Origin of the sequence: Butyrivibrio sp. NC2007, assembly GCF_000421405.1 — a bacterium.
GTDB lineage: Bacteria > Bacillota > Clostridia > Lachnospirales > Lachnospiraceae > Butyrivibrio.
In genome coordinates this window covers 223,214-242,143 of record NZ_ATWY01000002.1, presented here as the reverse complement: position 1 = coordinate 242,143, position 18,930 = coordinate 223,214, and the positions used below count along the sequence as shown (strand labels likewise).

Below are 18,930 nucleotides of genomic sequence, written 5' to 3'. Positions count from 1 at the left end.
TGTTACAAATGTAAAATTTCTATATTGACACATTATTTATGCCGTGTTATATTTTACATACGCAAACGAAATGTTACAAATGTAAAAGTGAGAAGGGGAGTTATATGAATGCGAAAGCAAAGGACAACAATCTACATAACACGCTGGTGTATATAAAACAGCACTGGCAGCTTTATGTATTCTTTTTGGGACCGGCACTGATCCTTACTATTGTATTTAAGTATTTGCCCATGGGAGGAATCCTCATAGCGTTCCAGAAATACAATCCTTTTAAAGGAATCCTGGGAAGCGAATGGGTAGGACTTAAGTACTTCCAGCAGTTCCTGTCATCGCCGGATTTCCTGCAATACCTTATGAACACATTGAAGCTGAGTATCTTCGGACTCCTTTGGGGATTCCCGATGCCGATCATACTTGCACTGCTTCTTAACAGAATAGCTAGCAGCAAGATCAAGCAGAAGATCCAGCTTGTACTGTACATGCCAAACTTCATTTCAGTCATCGTCCTCTGTGGTATGGTAAGAATCCTTCTTTCCGTAACAGGACCACTGAACATGATGATGGGAAGTAACATCAACTTCCTTACAATCCCTGCAGCGTTCAGACCGATCTACATCATAAGCGGAATCTGGCAGGGAGCAGGATGGGCATCGATCATGTACACCGCAGCTCTCTCAAATGCCAGCAAAGAGCTCAAGGAAGCAGCACAGATTGACGGAGCGAATATCTGGCAGCAGATAAAGGCCGTTGAATGGCCGGCTATCAAGGATATGGTAGTTATCCAGTTCATCCTTCAGGCCGGAAACATCATGAGCATCGGATTTGAGAAGGCATACGCACTTCAGTCAGACATGAATCTGTCATCATCTGAGATCATAGCAACTTACGTTTACAAGAAAGGTCTTTTGAACGGTGACTACAGTTATTCGACAGCCGTTGGACTTTTTAACACCATCATCAATGTAATACTTCTTGTTGTAGTAAATAAGATAGTAGAGAAGATGAATGATGGACAGGGACTATAAGGAGGAACTCAGATGGAAAAGACACTTAGCATGAAAAAGAGTGAATTCGCGAGAGCTTCCATTGGGGATAAGATATTTCTTTTAACAGGATACGTACTGTTGGGGCTTTTCGTAGCAGCTATTATCGGACCGGTAGTTTACATTATCATCGCATCCTTCATGGATCCGATAACACTGCAGAACAAGGGTATAGTTTTTGATACAAGTAAATGGACTTTAACAGCTTACGAGAGAGTTATGTCAAACTCACAGATCTGGACCGGCTTCTTTAACGCAGTCCTGTACTCGGTTCTGTTTGCAGCAATCTCAGTATTTATCACACTGCTGTGTGCATACCCCATGTCCAGGGATGATTTTAAGGGAAAAAAGATCTTCAACACAATCTTCATTATCACAATGTTTTTTGGCGGCGGACTTATCCCTACATACCTTCTTATCAGTAACATGGGACTTTTGGACAGTATGTGGGCTGTAATCCTTCCAGGTTCCTTTAGTGTATGGAACATGATAATTGCAAGAACTTATTACAAAGGTATTCCCACTGAGCTCAGAGAAGCAGCGGATGTTGACGGTGCGAATGAGCTGGTGTTCTTCTTCAGAATTCTGCTTCCGGTGTGTACACCCCTTATCGCCGTACTTACACTGTGGCAGTTTGTAGGAATGTGGAACAGCTACTTTGACGCAATGATCTATTTGAACTCAGCCAGCAAGCAGCCACTTCAGCTGGTGCTCAGGGCAATACTTATCCAGAACGAGCCTGATCCCGGAATGATCGCGGACATGCAGAGTACAGCTCAGAGAGCACAGCTTGCAGAGCTCCTTAAGTATGCAACGATCATCGTTTCCAGCCTTCCGCTGGTTGTGATGTATCCGTTCTTCCAGAAGTATTTCGACTCAGGAATCATGGTTGGTTCAGTAAAAGGCTAACGTAGTGGAAACAGAGCTTCCTTGTTATTCAAGGATGATCTTATAAAAAAAAGAAGGTTTAAAAGGAGAGGAAAATGAAAAAGAAAACATCAAGGTTACTCAGTGCAGCCCTTGTAGCAGCTATGTCAGTAAGCATGCTTGCAGGCTGCGGCAAAGGGGCAGCATCAAGCAGCACAGCTGAAGTGTCAGCAGATGGCATCAGCTTCCCGCTGGCAGATCAGGTTACCATTACAGGTACCATCAGTTATCCATCAGGAACAGAGTCAGATCCCAATAAGAGAACCATCTTCAAGAGACTTGAAGAGGCAACAAACGTACATGTTGAGTGGACAGCAATTTCAAATGATCAGTGGGGAGACAAGATCCAGCTTAACATGGCCAACAAGGGCACTCTTACTGATATGGTCTTCAATGCAAGCTTCAGCAATTCAGATCTTATCAGATATGCAGATCAGGGAGTTATTCTTCCTTTAGAGGATTACATCGACAACAACATGCCTAACCTTAAGGCAGTATTTGACAAGTATCCTGAGTACCGCACAATGTGTGAGGATTCAGAGGGACATATCTGGGCTCTTCCATGGATCGAGCAGCTCGGATCAAACAAGACAGCTATCCAGACAGTAGGTAACAACTTCACATATATCAACACAAAGTGGCTTAACTTCCTTGGACTTGAGAAGCCCACAACAGTTGATGAGTTCGAAGAAGTTCTTAAGGCATTCAAGGATCACGCTTCAGAGCTCCAGGCAGAGTTCGGTATCGAGGGTGACATCATCCCTATGAGCTGCATTATGAACGACCAGGATCCAAGCCTTCTTATCAACGGCTTTGGCGAGGGATATGGTGACAACGATATAGGACAGCACATTGCAGTTACAGACGACAAGAAGGTTATCTGCACAGCTACACAGGACGGATTTAAGTCAGGTATGCAGTGGCTTCACAAGCTCTATGAAGAGGGACTTATTGACCCTGAGTGCTTCACACAGGATTGGTCAACATATGTAGCAAAGGGTAAGTCACACAGATACGGCGTATGCTTCACATGGGATGTTGCTAACATCGATAACCTTGAAGACTTCGAGCCACTTGCTGCACTTAAGGCAGATACAACAAACGTAACACCTATGAACGGTTCATTCACTTCCGGATTTGACAGAGGAAGATGTGTTATCACAGCTAAGTGCGACAACCCTGCATTTGTTTGTGCATGGCTTGACCTTATGTATGATCCATTCCAGTCACCTCAGAATAACTGGGGAACTTACGGCGAGGATGATGAGTTCGATATCTTCGAACTTTCAGAGAATGCTAACGGTGGGAAGATGCTTAAGCACGCACCTCTTGGCGATGCTTCACCTGTTGAAGTTCGTGAGGCTGAGGCTGTAGGCGGACCTCTTGCAATCCTTGACGAGTACTACGGTGTATACGTTACATGCCCTGATGATGCTCAGTATCGTCTTGACTGGATCAAGGAGTACTACACAGATGACATGAACTGCAAGTATGTATATCCTAACGTATTCATGACAGCTGATGACACAGAGAAGCTTACAACAATCCAGCAGGATCTTATCAGCTACATCAACACAAGCAGAAGTAACTTCGTTATGAACGGACTTTCTGACAGCGATTGGGATGAGTACCTTAAGCAGGTAGATGCTTACGGACTTGAGAATTACCTCTCAATCTATCAGAAGTACCTCGATGAGTTCTACAAATAAGAATCAGTACCCGGGGAGGAGAAATCTCCTCCCCGATTTTTAGCTCTAAATTAAGTAATTGGTAAAAAGGATTAAGGATTAATATGAGTGGCAAATTAGATAAGGCAAGGGAATATGAAGTTAAGAAAGAGCTGGCTATCCCTGAGGAGCAAAGACCTAAGTTTCATTTGACTCCCAGATGCGGATGGATGAATGATCCCAACGGTTTTAGCAGCTATAAGGGAGAGTACCATCTCTTTTACCAGTATTACCCTTACGATACGGTTTGGGGACCGATGCATTGGGGGCATGCAAAGAGCAAAGACCTTATAACCTGGGAATATCTTCCGGCAGCAATGGCACCGGATGAAGAGTACGACAAGGACGGATGTTTTTCCGGAAGCGCCATCGAGATGGAGGATGGAAGGCAGCTCCTTGTTTACACCGGAGTTAACAAGGTTCAGGGAGAAAACGGGGAAATATCAGAGTATCAGACACAGTGTGTTGCAGTTGGGGATGGAACAGATTACAAGAAATTTGATGGAAATCCTGTTATCACAGCGGATGTACTTCCTGAAGGTGCAGGCAAATTCGACTTCAGAGACCCTAAGGTATGGAGAGAAAACGGCAAGTACTACATGGTAGTCGGAAATAAGACTGTGGACAAAGATGGCCAGATACTTCAGTTTGTCAGCGAGGACGGCTTTAAGTGGACCTATGATAAGCTCGTCATCAAGAATAACCACAGATTCGGCGTTATGTGGGAGTGCCCTGATTACTTTTCACTTGATGGTAAGCAGCTCCTGCTTACAAGCCCACAAGATATGCTGCCAGAGGAACTTGAGTTCCACAACGGAAACGGAACCTTATGTGTGATCGGTGCCTTCAACGAAAAAGGCGATTTTTGTGAGGAGAATTGCCAGGCAGTTGATTACGGAATCGATTTCTATGCACCTCAGACAATCCTTACAGATGACGGCAGAAGAGTGATGATCGGATGGATGCAGAACTGGGATACCTGTGGCATAAGGCGCGATGATTTCCCTTGGTTTGGTCAGATGAGTTTCCCAAGGGAGATCAGCCTTAGAGGTGGCAAGCTGATCCAGAAACCTGTCAGAGAGATTGAGAACTATTACGGCAAAAGAATTAGCAGACAAAATGTACTTGTATCTGACAGCGTATCACTCTCAAGTATTGAGGGCAGATGCATAGACATGACAATAAATGTCAGCAGCTTATCGGATGAGCTTTCTTACAAGAAGTTTGAAGTTCGCTTTGCAGATAACGGTAAGGCATACTCAACCGTTGAGTATGACCCTGAGCTTAACATTGTAAAGATAGACAGAAAGCATTCCGGCAGCAGAAGAGCCATCGTGCATCAGAGAAGATGCAGAGTGGCAAATAACAAAGGAAACATAAAGCTCAGACTCATCCTTGACCGTTACTCAATGGAGCTGTTCATAAATGACGGAGAGCAGGTTATGTCAATGGTTGTTCTCACTGATGTAAAGGCTGAAGGCATCAGCTTTAAAGCTGTTGGAGAGCTGAATATGGATGTAGAGATGTATGAGCTTGAAAGGAAAGACAGATGAGTAAATTTGACGTAGTTGCCCTTGGTGAGCTACTTATAGATTTTACCAACAATGCCGAAAGCGAGCAGGGAAATCCCATGTTCGAGGCTAATCCAGGAGGCGCGCCCTGTAACGTGCTGTCCATGCTGGAGAATCTCGGAAACAAGACAGCGTTCATCGGTAAAGTCGGCGATGACTTCTTCGGAAGGATGCTCAAGGAGAGAGTTGAGAAGCAGGGAATTGATACGAGAGGTCTTTTCCTGGATAACGAAGTACACACAACCCTGGCCTTTGTAAATAAGCTTGCAAACGGTGATCGCGACTTTTCTTTCTACAGAAAGCCCGGAGCGGATATGATGTTGAGCGAAGGCGATGTGGACAGGGTAAAAGAGCTTTTGGAGGAAACAAAAGTATTCCATTTCGGAACGCTCTCCATGACTGATGAACCGGCAGCTGCAGCAACAAAGCTGGCAATTTCTCATGCAAAGAAAACCGGAGCATTGATCTCTTTTGATCCCAATTACAGAGCACCTCTGTGGGAGTCGGAAGAAAAGGCTTTAGAGGCCATGAGATATGGGTTTGAGAATTGCGATATTCTAAAGATATCAGACAATGAAGTTGAGCTCTTTACAGGGATGAGTGATGTCCTTGAAGGCGCCCGACAGATTAAAGAGGAATTCGATATACCACTTGTTTTTGCTACACTTGGTCCTGACGGAAGCATGGCCCTGTATAAAGACATGGTGGTTAAGAAAGACGGCTACAGAAATCCTGATACAATTGAGACAACAGGAGCAGGAGATACATTCTGCGCTTGCGCGATCGATTATGTCTGCAAAAACGGCCTTGAGGACTTAAGTGAGGATAAGCTCCTTTCGTGCCTTGATTTTGCTAATGCTGCAGCTTCAATAATCACCACTAGAAGAGGAGCGCTTTCGGTAATGCCAAAGAAAGAGGAAGTTCAAAATTTCCTGTCAAAATAACAGATAGTACAGGCCCGCTTTTTAGCGGGCTTTTTCTGTTGTATAATCAAATTAAGAAGAATTTGTCCGGAGGGATAGATGCAGGAAACAACTCAGCTTACATATGGTACAGGAACCGTAACGATAATGGAGAGCTCTCAGAGCGAAATTGAAGTAGCTGCGCCCGAGATCAGGTTTGGCGACTATTACAAAGCTGTAGAGGCTTGCTTTACTGCCAGAGAATTGGAAGAGATCAGTGAGGGAAGCAATGCTGCTTTGGAATTCAGGTATTCCATGACCGATGAACTTGATGACGAAGATGAGGTTCAGCGCTTTGAGGAAGGAATAGAAAAGGCAGAGATGCTGACAGGCTCTTTAAACAGCGGAGTATATTTTGAAGTTGAGGCGGAAAAGAGTGTCAGCGGTGGAGAAAAAAGCGAAATAGATACTCTTTATGATGAAGTGGAGTTTCAGTATGAGATTCCCAGATATCTTGTGGCAGAAAAGCGTGTTTACTATGCCATGACCAATGTCATGGGTGTATGCGAGCTTGAAAAGGATGTGGATGAGGAGGCTGACACACTTTCAATCAGTACACGAGATGTCGGAACAACGCTTATCCTTTATCAGGATGGCAAGGAAAATGACAGTCGTGAGCACTCGAGATTTGCCATAAAGACTCAGTATCTTTTTTTGCTTGCGATTGTAGCCCTTGTCCTTGTCTGGTGGGCACTTGAGAGGCACAACAGAAGAAGCTGAATTGCAAAATAAATCAAAATAAGATAGATTTTATTTCGAAAAAACAGTAAAATTACATTATGGATGCAGAAAAAACTTATGGGGAAAATGCATACTATGTAGATGAAACTGTGGAGCCGGCAACTATTGCCAGACTTCTTAACTTTGGCGTGCAACAGATGGGCCTGGGCATAATCTTTCTTGATGTCAACAGAAAGTGTGTCTATGCCAATCGGCACGCCTTTAGTTTGCTCCATGCGGAGTTCAGTTTAGAGAGCGTATATAAAGCTTTTAAGGACTGGATGAACAGCCTTGGTATTGAGCAGAGCTCAGCTGCCTGGACAAGGCTTTTTGAGAGCCAGGAGAGGGAGCGCCTGTACAGGGTTCGTTACAGATATCTTTTGGATTCTAACAATAAGCCCATCGGTTATATGTACACGATCCAGAACCTGTCGGATATTGTTGAGAACGGAACAGGAGAGCAGTACAGACTGACCCATGATGAGCTGACAACACTTTATAACAGGGAAGGCTTTAAAGAGGCTGCCCAGAGCAGACTCAGAGAAACAGATAAAAGATATATTCTTTTGTATTCAAATATCAAGGATTTCAAGCTCTTTAACCAGCTCTTTGGTCTGGAGAAGGGTAATGATATCCTTATCAATATCGCCGATCTGATGATCCAGCATGTCAAAGAAGATGATATCTACGGAAGGATAAACGGCGATCACTTTGCTATTTGCATGCCGAAGGAAAGGTTTGTTGAGAAGGACTTTAAGAAGCTTGTAAGAGAGGTCACCAGTAAGGTTACCAGCAAGTCTTATTCCCTTCACATGCAGATTGGAATCTACGAGATCACAGACCCTACAATGGACATAACCCTTATGTGTGACAGGGCTTATATGGCTTGCAAGTCCATCAAGAAAGATGGCGTATGCGAGATAGCCTGGTACAGCGATGAGATGATGGTCAATGCTCTTTTGGAAAAAGAGATCTTATCAAGCTTTGACTTTGCCATCATCAACAGGCAGTTTGGAATCTATCTGCAGCCACAGGTTTATTCTGACGGAAGGATATTCGGAGCAGAAGCTCTTGCCAGGTGGATGCATCCGGATAACGGTCTGATCCAGCCCGGAGTATTCATTGATGTACTTGAGAGGGCTGACCTTATCTACAAGCTTGACAGGTATATATGGGAACTGGCGGCTCTTCAGCTTGCAAAGTGGAAGGGCACTGAGAGGGATCGGATCCAGATCTCGGTAAATGTATCACCAAAAGATCTGTATTATCTCGATATCAAGAAGGAATTCACTGAGCTGATAAACCGATACCAGATTGACCCGGCACTTCTAAATATTGAGATTACGGAGACGGCGGTAACTTCTGATGTAACCAAGTGCGCAAAGCTCATACTTGAACTGCAAAAGGCAGGCTTTAAGGTTGAGATTGATGATTTTGGGTCTGGATATTCTTCTCTCAATATGTTAAAAGATATTAATGCCGATGTGCTCAAGATTGATATGGGATTCCTTAGAAAGACCGAGAATCAGAACAGAGCACGGGTTATTTTGAACTACACCATCGACATGGCGCATGAGCTTGGTATGAGTGTCGTTACCGAGGGCGTTGAGACCTTGGAACAGCTGGAATTTTTACAGGATATGGGCTGTAGGATGTTCCAGGGATACTATTTTGATAAGCCGATGCCGGTGGAAGAATTTGAGAAGAAATACGAGAGACCGGAATGAAATTTTACTATGCACCTATGGAGGGGATAACTCTTTATCCCCTCCGCAATATACACAAAGAGATAATGGGCGATGGAGTAGACAAGTACTTCACGCCTTTTTTAACTGCAACAAGCGTCCATCATTTCAAGAACAGGGAAAAGAAAGATGTGCTTCCCGACAAGAACTACGCGTTTGATGATTATGGAAACCAGGTAGTTCCGCAGATAATGGCAGGAAATGCCGGTGACTTTCTCTGGGCAGCAGGAGAGATGAAAAAGCTTGGATATGAGGAGGTCAATCTAAACCTTGGTTGTCCTGCTCCAACGGTTGTAAATAGGCATAAGGGAGCAGGTCTTTTACAGGACCCGGGGCATCTGGATGAGATGTTATATGAGATATTTGATGGGATAGAAAAAGGCTCTTTTCCTAAGGTGTCATTAAAGACCAGGCTTGGATTTAAGGATGAGGCCGAAGCAGAAAACCTCATGAATATTTATGCGAAATATCCGGTAAAAGAGCTGACGATCCACGCAAGGGTAAGAGAAGATTTCTACAGCGGAAGCCCGAGATACGATGCATTTGAAAGAGCTGTATCAGCCTATAAGTCAAATGGAGGAAAAGCTGATATTTGCTACAATGGAAACGTTTCTACTATTAATATAGAAGAAACGAAAAAACTTACCTTCGATAATGTGATGATTGGGAGAGGTCTTTTGACAGATCCGTCCCTTGTAAGGCAGCTAAAAGGCGGAGAAGGACTAAAGCCCGGTGAGCTTAAGGAATATCTTGATAGGCTCTATGCTGCTTATGCTGAATATATTCCTGAAGATAGGAATGTCATCTTCAAGATGCTTGAGCACTGGGCGTTTCTGCACGTTCATTTCAAAGACTGCGATAAATGCCTTAAGACTATAAGAAAAAGCCGCAGCAAGGGTGAGTACCATGCTGCGGTCAATAATATCTTTGCCAGTTGTGAGTTTGTTTAAGTTACCTGTTCTGCATGCTGATCTTGCTGCCTGCAGGAACTGATGATGTGATGAAGGCGTTAGCTCCGATGACCGAGCCCTCGCCGATGACGGTCTCGCCTCCCAGGATTGAAGCTCCTGCGTAAATAGTTACGTTGTTCTCAATGGTGGGGTGACGCTTGGTGCCCTTGAGCTGCTGGCCTCCTCTTGTGGAGAGACCACCGATGGTTACGCCCTGATAGATCTTGACGTTGTCACCGATTATGGAGGTCTCGCCGATAACTATTCCGGTTCCGTGATCAATCATCAGATATTTGCCGATGGTGGCTCCGGGATGAATATCTATACCGGTTTTGGAATGAGCATACTCAGTCATCATTCTGGGGATGAGAGGCACTTTGAGAAGATAGAGCTCGTGGGCGATCCTGTTAATAGTAGATGCCGTAAGCCCCGGATAGGAGAGGATGATCTCTCCCTTGCTGTAGGCTGCCGGGTCACCGTCATAGCAGGCCTGAAGGTCTGTGTCCACGTACTCTCTGATCTTGGGGAGCTGCTTGAAAAACTCATGAGTTATGCATCTTGCTCCGCAGTCGAGAGTGCTGTCGGTTGCGTTTAAATATTCAGGACTGTGGTGGAAGGCGATGGCAATCTGCTTCTGCAGGTTGTAGATAACGTCCTCGATTACAACGGCAATTCTGTTGTTGTCGTTGTAGCTCTTATAAACCTTGTCCCTGTAATAGCCCGGATAGATGATGCGAATGAGCTTGATGACAATGTCTTTTACCGCGTCGCGATCGGGCTGGTTGTAAACGTCCATCTTATCGACGTCGCGTCCCTTCTCATAGTCGGAGAGAATAAGATCAACGATGTCTTTTATCTCATTCTTAAGTTCCGGTGAATTGTTATTCTGTTTGAAATCCATAGATTATCATCTCCCATAATACATGGTCTTTTCACCAATTATACACTAAGTGAATAAAAATAATATCAAAAAGTTTGATTTAGCTCTAAAGTTATTTGTTTAATAATTCGATAAAAAATATGACGGAATATCTCCGCCTGTCTTTTGATATGTAAAAATCTTCGGAAAATGGATTTCACTTAGGTACACGGATGTACAAAGGAAGAGCCTTATAATAGTTTTGGAGGTACGTGTACTATGATGAGATCAATGTGGTCGGCTGTCGCCGGACTTAAAACCCATCAGCTTGAAATGGATGTCATTGGTAATAACATTGCCAATGTTAATACAACTGCATATAAATCACAGGCTACCGGCTTCCAGGATGTTCTTTATCAGACTGTAAAAGAGGGAACAGGAGCAGGTCAGAGAGTTGCAGCCACCAATATAGCTCAGGTCGGTCTTGGATCAAAGCTCGGTTCTGTATATACAAATATTGCAGCACAGGGTTCAGCCATCACAACCAACAATGTTATGGACCTGATGATCACAGGACCATCATTCTTTATCATCAGCCCTGACAGCCAGATCCTCAACTACGGCAGAGACGGTTCATTCTCAATCGATGCTGAGGGTGATCTCGTAACCCAAAACAACGGATACTACGTAATGGGTGTAATGGGAGATGGCGGAGTTGCTGACGGAGCAGCTGTTACAAAGCTCAGACTCATCGACAGAAAGCCCGTTACTGAGACAGATGAGGATGGAAACATCACAACCAAGATGGTTGACTATATGGACGGAGAGGGAACCAAGGCCACATACATGAAGGGCAATCTCGACAGCGAGGATGCTACTCTGGCTGAAGGAAAAGCTCTTTTACTTGAGGTGTACGGAGACGACGGAGGAAAGTATACTCTTAAGTTCAACATCACTGATAGTGGCGATGATGACATCAGCACCTTTAACATGAAGCTTGCATCGGTTGCTGATGAATACGGCAATCCTGTCGGCGGAAAAGACACAAACGAGATAGAACTTGCTTATGATAAGCACACAGGTATCATCTCTTCAGCAACAAAGGATGGCTCAACAATTACTTATTCAAAAAATGAGAAGGGTAAGGTAGTTCCCAGCGGATCCCTGACCATGAATGTTGAGGGCGTTGGATCCTTTGAACTGGATCTTTCCAATACTACAAACTTTGCCGGTGGTTCAACAAGTCACGCATCTACTATCTATGCATACAAAGGTGATACTAAGGGACTTCAGAAGGGCTTCCCTCGCGGAGAACTCACAGGTCTTTCCTTCGGAACCGACGGATCGGTTTACGGAACCTACTCAAACGGTCAGACCATCAAGAAGGCTCAGATTGCAGTAGCTGAGTTCTCAAATGCCATGGGTCTTGAGAAGGTCGGAGATAATCTCTACCAGGCATCCCTTAACTCAGGTGCAGCCATGATCCAGGATATCACCAAGGACGGCGGTTACATGAACAGCGGAGTACTTGAGGGAAGTAACATCGATCTTGCAAAAGAGTTCACTGACATGATCACCACACAGCGTGGCTTCCAGGCAAACAGCAGAGTTATCACAACATCTGATGAGATGCTGCAGATACTTAAAGGACTAAAGCGATAAAACGTTGAAAACGGAAACCGAATTTTATTTAAAATTTTTTAAAATTAATTATCGCAGAGCCGGAGTGAATTCCGGCTCTTTCGTTTTGGAAACTGTGAACATTTTGTGAAAAAACGTATTGTCAAATCAAAAAAATTGTTATATAGTGAACTCACGCGATAAGGGGAAACGTGATTAAAAGTAATTGTGTGTAGGGTAGTTCTATTTTCTTGAGCTGAGTTTTTCTTGGCAGGATAAAGGCAAAGCCATCGTGAGATGGTGACGCAAAGCTAAAGGGTCTTAACACATATAACAAGTGACAAGACAGCCAGTTGCTGGTGCTGGAGGAAACGGTGCCATAGAAAATGACCAGGGCTGTTTAGGGTAAACGGTTGGTCTATTTTTTTGGAATTTTAGTACTAGTAATGTCCTACGTACGATCGGACTATTTTGCGTATGCCTTATTTTTGTGCAATTTTTGCAATTATAGGTATCATGCGGATTAGTTCGGGCATGGTACCTTTTTTTTGTGCAGAGCACTAAATAACAGATTTGGAAGGCCAAGATGGCAGAAGTTAATCTTAAGAAACTTAGCAGAGCAGACCTACTTGAGATGATGATCAAGTTCTCGGAGGAAGCTGAGGAAGCTAAGAAACACGAACAGGAATACAGGGAAGAACTCGAGCGGGAAAAGCTGGCAATGCAACAGCAGATGGCAGAGGAAAGAGCCGCACTTCTTAAGAGCTTCGATGAAGAAAAGGCTGAGATGAGAGCTAAGTTTGCTGAACAAAAAGCTCAGCTGCAAGAGAAGTATGAGAAAGACATTGAAGGACTCAAGGCCAGACTTGAAAAAGAAAAAAGTGAACTTCAACTTCAGGTTGATGATTCATTGTCAAAAATAGAAAAATCCGGAAACCTCGCAGAGGCATCGCTCCTGATCGGAGGAATCCTGGAATCAGCTCAGAAGGCAGCAGATATCTACTTAAAGACGATTAAGGACAAGGCAAAAACGGATGAGTGAAGAACAGAACATTAAGCCTTCTGTTGAAGATCTGAGAAAAGAGCTTAAGAGGGTAAACAGCAAAAAAGAATACCGAAGGGTTCTGCGAAATACTCTGATCGTTGTAATAACGGTGGCAGCACTGTCGGTCCTGATTTCAAGTTTTTTTGTGACAGGACTTAAGGTTACGGGAGATTCCATGACACCGACCCTCCGGACCGGAGAGATAGTCATAGCTCAGAATCAAAGCACTTTTGAACCCGGAGATCTGCTGGCGTTCTACTACAACAACAAGGTTTTGGTTAAAAGAGTTTTAGGCTCCCCGGGAGACTGGATAAACATTGATGAAAACGGAGTGGTATCGGTCAACGGAGTTGAACTTCCAGAGGACTATGTTTCAGACAGGAGCCTTGAACCAACGGACATCGAGTTTCCGTATCAGGTTCCGGAGAACAGATATTTTGTTTTAGGCGATCACAGAAGCGCATCCATTGATTCAAGATCAAGTGTTGTAGGATGCGTCACAAAAGAACAGCTCATAGGAAAGATATTTTTCAGGGTTTATCCCTTTGATGTCTTTGGCGGAATGTAAGACTTCTGAGCTGCATATATTTTTTTGCCCTTTTGTGGGATGTCTACTTAAACGTTTTCGATACATCATATTAAATATTTAATTTTGTAAAATGCAATTTGTTTCATGATTAAAACTGCAGAGTTTATAAAGATTTAACGAGTTTCACACAAAATTCACAGAAAACCACAGGTTTTCAGGTAAACAGGGGTATGAAAAATGCGCAAAATTGATGAGTCTCGCGCGGCAAACTACATAAGAAAGCATTCAAATTATAAAAAGTGGTTGGCATTCGTTCTTTGCCTGTCTCTTTTAACAGGAACAATCACACTTTATATTCTGAACAAGCCCGCTACTGCTATGACTGAGGAAGGAGCTGAGTCTGTCGGACTCATCCTGGAGACGGCAGATGCTGAATATGAGCAGCAGCTTATCGAAGAGACTATGAGCGGGGATGGTGAGAATACTGATGTAGTTGATGCTTCAGAGCCTGATGTTGCCACGTCAGAAGTACAGCAGGAGGTGGCTGAGGAAAAAACACCTATTACTGAAGAGGCAAATAAGGAAGAAAAAGAAAATACAGAGAATACAGAGAATACAGAGAAAACGGCTTCTGATCTTGGACTTGATATTCCGGACAGTGTTAACGTGGCAGATTATGTTACATCCACAGTTATAGAGAGAAGACTGGAGGATGGAACCTGGGAAGTAATTGCAAAGGAAGATGTCGTAAAAGGTGATTATATCAGGATCACATATAATTATGATCTTCCGGATGAAGCTAAGCTTAGTGATGATATAAAGCTGGAAATTCCTGAGGAACTTGATTTTGTAGATATTGAGAAGACTACCATGCTGGATGGCTCGGGAAATGCTGAGCTCACAGACGAGGGTGGCATAAAGATCGAGTTTAACGAAGAGGTTAAACAGGAAATCATCGATGAAGCAAAAGAGAGTGGGTTCCAAGCATCGGCTTTTGGGAGTTTTTTTAACCTGTTTGCTCCGCTGAAGGTTTATGCAGCAGACGGCCAGATAGTTACTGAGGGAACAGCGAACAGTGGAACAGACACCAGTTCACCGGGTATGACTGTAACCTATGCAGAAATGATTGTAAACGGGGTTACATATAAAAGCACTGATTCAAATATTCAAAAAATTGAAGCCGATGAAAATGACGAGGTGAAATTTAATGCTGACTTCGTTCTTGGAGTAGGGACTATCAGCAGTACAAATAATACATTTAGTTATGACCTTTCACAATACGGTATAATTCCAAGCTGGTCACATCCCAATGGGAAAGTATACAGAGATGGAGTACAGATTGGAACTTTTGAGATTTCCAGAGATGCTGATGGCAGTAACGCAAAGGTTAATTTTACTATTAATCCTGAATTTGCAAAACTAAATGAAACTCTTCCTATGACAGGCGATTTTACTTTTAACGCTTCTGTGAAGGATAACAAAAAGGAAAGCGAAGATGAGGTAGTGTATAAGCTTTCTGATGATGTAACCTTCAAGGTAAATGTCATTACAGGAGACAATTCGGATATTTCGGTAGATAAGATCGTTGATGACAATAAAGGCGGATACAACGAGAGTAACGGAACGATTGCATACAGAATAAAAGTCAGTTCCAAAAATGGATCCGGCGACATCATTAAACTAAATGATGTTATGTCTGTTCAGGGTGATAATGAATTGACAAGTGCCTTGAAAACCACAAATATAAGCACGTTTACGGTCACAAAATATTCAAAAGATGGTACGGCAACAAGCAAGAATGTTTCTGTAACCAGGAATGACAATACCTTTGCCATGTCCCTGGAGAAGTTAGGCGAAGAAGAATACTACATTGTTGAGTATACATATAAACTTCCCGATACACTAAAGAATCAGAGCCAAAAAAAGATACTTGAAAATAAGGCGTCAGTTAAATCTGATGAAACAATAGAGAAGACATCTACTATAACGACTGATATAGAAGGAAATCAGCCTTATATCAGTAAAAAGGCAACTGATTATGACAACCATGAAGTAACATGGACAATTATACTTAATGAAAATAATAAGAATCTGAAGGGATATACACTAAAGGATATTATCTACACAAAAGCTTCGGATGGTAATAATGATGTATTGACTCCATTTTCAGGAGAGATGACATTTACTTCTCTTACTGATGGAACGAGTTTCAAAAAGAATATAACAGATGGCGTTTATAAGTTTGAGGAGGATGATTACAACACCTACAAGATAACCTATAAATATAATTATTCTGATCTTGACTTGGTATACGGTAAATTGATCAATGAGGCATCTATAAGATTAGATCCTGATAAGCCGGACAGTGGTAATACTGTAAAAGCAGAGTCCGACTATCTTGGACAAGATGTGACTGTTATAGATAAAAAGAATAATGGTCTGTCTGTTAATGGCGATGGAACTGTAGCTGTTTCTTGGAAAGTGACCTTAAAAGCTCCAATAGTCAGGAATGAAGGTGCTGATAACAAAGAGTATTGGACATTTTATGATGAGATAGCCGACAGCAATGAAGTGATTGAAGAAAGTGAGTTGGAAAGGGTATATAACCTATTTGCTGCCAGGTTTGGAAAAGACAAAGTTGTTCTTACAAAAGGAGATCAATGTACCATAGGAGATTCTGTCACCGGCTACAAGAATTACAGTATAGTTGTCAAGGCAGATCTTAAAGATAATGATTTTGAGGTAGAGTATGACACAAAGGGGTATATTGGCGATGGCTTTTCAAAAAAGACATTTGAGAATACTGCTTATGTCTTCTCTAAGAACTATAAAGCAACAGACAAGACCACATACGAGCCTATGCTCATGAAATATGATGGTCAGGGAAATGCGGATGACTCAAAATATGAGTACTATACCGATACACTTTATCGGAGTGGAATTCTGACATGGAAGATAAAAGTTTCGGTTCCTACTCTCACTGATTATGAAACCTTAAAGATAACTGAGATTCTCCCAAAAGACGTTGAACTTATAACAGAAACTGTTGTTAAGGGGGAGACGGTTTACGGACTTGAAGTGGCTGACAATGACAGTTTCAATAATGCTGAGAATCTTTCGGATGGAAGTGCATCCCTGGGCTCAGTGTCATTCACTAAAGCTTTTAACAGTGAGGGGAATATTGTCATAAGTTTTGACACGCAGAATGCTCTTGGAAAGACTTACTACTTTAGAGTAAGAGCAAAGATTAAGTCTGATTATGACTGGGGTGCCAATAACAATACAGGTTATTTTAACAATACCGTTTATCTTCATAATGAGAAAGATAATAAATTGGGATTTGATACCCAGGGTCAGACAATAACAAAAACTGAGACTGCACTTTCCAAGAAAGGAAATACAGTCGAAGGGAAGATAAATACTCTTGAGTATGAACTTGATGTTAATCCTGGTGCAGCAGATCTTTTTGAAAAAGGTGATGAGATCACGCTTAGGGATTCTATGGAGACCAGATACACTGTGAAGGATGGTGCAAACCATGTCAGTGTCAAGCTGGTTGAAGGTTCTCTTAAGGTATACTACGTTCCTAAGGCTGAGGATGGCACTGATCTGGAGAGAGTTGAACTGGATTCTTCAAAGTATTCATATAAGCTCAGCAGTACAAATCCTGAGCTTCTTACTGAAAATGAATGGAATGGAGATCTATATAGCGTAATCAATAATTTGGAACTTACAATACCTGACAATATGCACATTGTCGTAGCATATGACTACTATTTCTCCGGTCAGAAGAACGCCAATATATACACAACAAATACAGCGACACTGGATGGAATTGCCATTGAAAAGAATACTGTAAGCGTTGATAAAGCACTTTGGCTGCAGGATGCTGAAGGTCATCTCAATGCCAAGGGAATTGAGTTATATAAGGTTGATGCAGATAACTACAATATTTATCTGAGCGGAGCAAGCTTTGCATTGTATAAATATGATGCGGACGCCGATGACTTCAAAGATACCAAGCTTACATTCACAACGGGCACGGGAACAGAGCTTGGAACAGCCATGGATGGCCATGTATCTATTTCGGATTTGGATTATAACACAGCTTATTATCTGGAAGAGATCAAAGAGCCGGAAGGATACATTAAGAGTAATAAAAAACTGTATTTCTGCATCATGAATGATGAAGGAGAACAAACAGCTTACTCAGTTCCAAAAAACTTCGAAGATCTGGGAGGAAAGTATTTATCCGGCGGATCTGATGTTCTCTTTGAGAATGAAAAAGAAGGGACATCAATTACTCTGCATAAGGACTGGGTATATGAAGACAATACTGACAACTCGGTTCAGCCTGACTCTGTAGAAGTTGTCCTTGGAAGACGATATGGTTCATTGGTGAACGATGACTCATCCAGATACTGGAATGTAAATATAGTTAGAAGAGATTCCAGCAACGGTGGCAAGAGTGTTCAGAGTATCGGACTTCCTTCAGTTGAGAATGGTTCAGTCCTTACATTTGAGTTTTCAGTATGGAATGGTCAATGGACAAAGCAAATTCCTGATCTCTATATAAATGGCGATGCAGTTAATTTTTCAGAAAAAATGGTTGTGGCTGATATGATTCAGAGAGTTTCATGGAGTACAACGATAACTGAAAACACTGAGATCAATCTGATATACAGCGTTGGAACCGGTGATGAATCAATGGTAACATATAGCATTTCATCGCCTGACGCGGCAAGTACTACCGGATCCTTAACAGGTAAAGAGGATGACAGTTTTTCTGAAGCAGTAACTCTTACAGGCCCGGATTGGACAAGGACAGTTGATACAATGGTGAACTCTGAGGGTAAGACTGTAGACCTTCCCAAGTATGAGTATGTGAAAAAAGATGATGGTACATATACAAAGTACAAATGGTTGTATTTTGCCAAGGAGGTAAGAAGTTATTACTATGATGACTCATACAGCGACGATCAGGGAGGAATAGCTTCAGGTACTATCACAATCACAAATACAAGGAATCATACAACACCTTATACTCTGCCTAAAACCGGTGGAATAGGTGAAGGACCAATAAAGACAGCAGGAATCGGATTTATTGGATTTGCTTTGGTAGGTGGAATATTTACCTACACAAGAAACAGGAAAAAGAAGGACAAAGTTCCTGCATAAGTAAGGTTTAAATGCAAAGGCATTAAAAAACATAACAAGATTCAAAGGAGAGGA

Annotated in this window: 13 protein-coding genes and 1 riboswitch; of the genes, 12 read left to right on the top strand and 1 reads right to left on the bottom strand. The window is 42.5% G+C overall.

Annotated features, from left to right (window positions below; translation table 11 throughout):
* Positions 1 to 104 precede the first annotated feature (104 nt).
* The 8 genes from G632_RS0102730 (at position 105) to G632_RS0102695 (ending at position 9,645) form a co-directional block, all read left to right on the top strand.
* Positions 105 to 1,025, top strand: a complete 921-nt coding sequence (locus G632_RS0102730) for an ABC transporter permease (RefSeq protein ID WP_022767500.1) — start codon at positions 105 to 107, stop codon at positions 1,023 to 1,025.
* 30 nt (positions 1,026 to 1,055) lie between these two features.
* Positions 1,056 to 1,952 (top strand): carbohydrate ABC transporter permease, encoded by an 897-nt coding sequence (locus G632_RS0102725; protein ID WP_026512345.1) that lies wholly within the window; start codon positions 1,056 to 1,058, stop codon positions 1,950 to 1,952.
* 74 nt (positions 1,953 to 2,026) lie between these two features.
* The gene (locus G632_RS0102720; protein ID WP_022767498.1) at positions 2,027 to 3,679 is read left to right on the top strand and encodes an ABC transporter substrate-binding protein; all 1,653 of its coding nucleotides are present in this window, start codon (positions 2,027 to 2,029) and stop codon (positions 3,677 to 3,679) included.
* Between the two features lie 83 nt (positions 3,680 to 3,762).
* Positions 3,763 to 5,250: a glycoside hydrolase family 32 protein gene (locus G632_RS0102715; RefSeq protein WP_022767497.1), complete on the top strand. Its 1,488-nt coding sequence runs from the start codon at positions 3,763 to 3,765 to the stop codon at positions 5,248 to 5,250.
* Positions 5,247 to 6,212: a carbohydrate kinase family protein gene (locus tag G632_RS0102710; protein WP_022767496.1), complete on the top strand. Its 966-nt coding sequence runs from the start codon at positions 5,247 to 5,249 to the stop codon at positions 6,210 to 6,212. Before G632_RS0102715 ends, G632_RS0102710 begins: the two co-directional genes overlap by 4 nt.
* Positions 6,213 to 6,290: 78 nt before the next feature.
* Positions 6,291 to 6,950: a hypothetical protein gene (locus tag G632_RS0102705; RefSeq protein WP_022767495.1), complete on the top strand. Its 660-nt coding sequence runs from the start codon at positions 6,291 to 6,293 to the stop codon at positions 6,948 to 6,950.
* A gap of 59 nt (positions 6,951 to 7,009) precedes the next feature.
* Positions 7,010 to 8,677 carry a putative bifunctional diguanylate cyclase/phosphodiesterase gene (locus G632_RS18625; protein WP_022767494.1) on the top strand — a complete coding sequence of 556 codons (1,668 nt, stop codon included), beginning with the start codon at positions 7,010 to 7,012 and terminating at the stop codon, positions 8,675 to 8,677.
* Positions 8,674 to 9,645: a tRNA dihydrouridine synthase gene (locus G632_RS0102695; protein WP_022767493.1), complete on the top strand. Its 972-nt coding sequence runs from the start codon at positions 8,674 to 8,676 to the stop codon at positions 9,643 to 9,645. Before G632_RS18625 ends, G632_RS0102695 begins: the two co-directional genes overlap by 4 nt.
* 1 nt (position 9,646) lies before the next feature.
* Here the strand turns inward: G632_RS0102695 and epsC are convergent, their stop codons facing one another.
* Complete coding sequence (gene epsC, locus G632_RS0102690; protein ID WP_022767492.1) at positions 9,647 to 10,546, bottom strand: serine O-acetyltransferase EpsC; 900 nt, start codon at positions 10,544 to 10,546, stop codon at positions 9,647 to 9,649.
* Positions 10,547 to 10,783: 237 nt separating this feature from the next.
* Here epsC and G632_RS20890 point away from each other — a divergent pair, with 237 nt between their 5' ends.
* The 4 genes from G632_RS20890 (at position 10,784) to G632_RS0102670 (ending at position 18,876) form a co-directional block, all read left to right on the top strand.
* Positions 10,784 to 12,166, top strand: coding sequence for a flagellar hook protein FlgE (locus tag G632_RS20890; RefSeq protein WP_022767491.1), 1,383 nt, complete (start codon positions 10,784 to 10,786; stop codon positions 12,164 to 12,166).
* A 228-nt stretch (positions 12,167 to 12,394) separates the two neighbouring features.
* A riboswitch (cyclic di-GMP riboswitch) is annotated at positions 12,395 to 12,485 on the top strand.
* Between the two features lie 225 nt (positions 12,486 to 12,710).
* Entirely contained in the window at positions 12,711 to 13,166 is a 456-nt protein-coding gene (locus G632_RS22080; RefSeq protein ID WP_022767490.1) for a hypothetical protein, read from the top strand.
* On the top strand, positions 13,159 to 13,737 hold the full coding sequence (gene lepB, locus G632_RS0102675) for a signal peptidase I (RefSeq protein ID WP_022767489.1): 579 nt from the start codon (positions 13,159 to 13,161) through the stop codon (positions 13,735 to 13,737). Before G632_RS22080 ends, lepB begins: the two co-directional genes overlap by 8 nt.
* Positions 13,738 to 13,935: 198 nt before the next feature.
* Positions 13,936 to 18,876 (top strand): LPXTG cell wall anchor domain-containing protein, encoded by a 4,941-nt coding sequence (locus G632_RS0102670; protein ID WP_022767488.1) that lies wholly within the window; start codon positions 13,936 to 13,938, stop codon positions 18,874 to 18,876.
* Positions 18,877 to 18,930 lie beyond the last annotated feature (54 nt).

What these genes read in the sequence shown, in the direction of transcription:
- G632_RS0102730 (WP_022767500.1), top strand. Translation starts at nt 105, where the DNA reads ATGAATGCGAAAGCAAAGGACAACAATCTACATAACACGCTGGTGTAT.
- G632_RS0102725 (WP_026512345.1), top strand. Translation starts at nt 1,056, where the DNA reads ATGAAAAAGAGTGAATTCGCGAGAGCTTCCATTGGGGATAAGATATTT.
- G632_RS0102720 (WP_022767498.1), top strand. Translation starts at nt 2,027, where the DNA reads ATGAAAAAGAAAACATCAAGGTTACTCAGTGCAGCCCTTGTAGCAGCT.
- G632_RS0102715 (WP_022767497.1), top strand. Translation starts at nt 3,763, where the DNA reads ATGAGTGGCAAATTAGATAAGGCAAGGGAATATGAAGTTAAGAAAGAG.
- G632_RS0102710 (WP_022767496.1), top strand. Translation starts at nt 5,247, where the DNA reads ATGAGTAAATTTGACGTAGTTGCCCTTGGTGAGCTACTTATAGATTTT.
- G632_RS0102705 (WP_022767495.1), top strand. Translation starts at nt 6,291, where the DNA reads ATGCAGGAAACAACTCAGCTTACATATGGTACAGGAACCGTAACGATA.
- G632_RS18625 (WP_022767494.1), top strand. Translation starts at nt 7,010, where the DNA reads ATGGATGCAGAAAAAACTTATGGGGAAAATGCATACTATGTAGATGAA.
- G632_RS0102695 (WP_022767493.1), top strand. Translation starts at nt 8,674, where the DNA reads ATGAAATTTTACTATGCACCTATGGAGGGGATAACTCTTTATCCCCTC.
- epsC (WP_022767492.1), bottom strand. Translation starts at nt 10,546, where the DNA reads ATGGATTTCAAACAGAATAACAATTCACCGGAACTTAAGAATGAGATA.
- G632_RS20890 (WP_022767491.1), top strand. Translation starts at nt 10,784, where the DNA reads ATGATGAGATCAATGTGGTCGGCTGTCGCCGGACTTAAAACCCATCAG.
- G632_RS22080 (WP_022767490.1), top strand. Translation starts at nt 12,711, where the DNA reads ATGGCAGAAGTTAATCTTAAGAAACTTAGCAGAGCAGACCTACTTGAG.
- lepB (WP_022767489.1), top strand. Translation starts at nt 13,159, where the DNA reads ATGAGTGAAGAACAGAACATTAAGCCTTCTGTTGAAGATCTGAGAAAA.
- G632_RS0102670 (WP_022767488.1), top strand. Translation starts at nt 13,936, where the DNA reads ATGCGCAAAATTGATGAGTCTCGCGCGGCAAACTACATAAGAAAGCAT.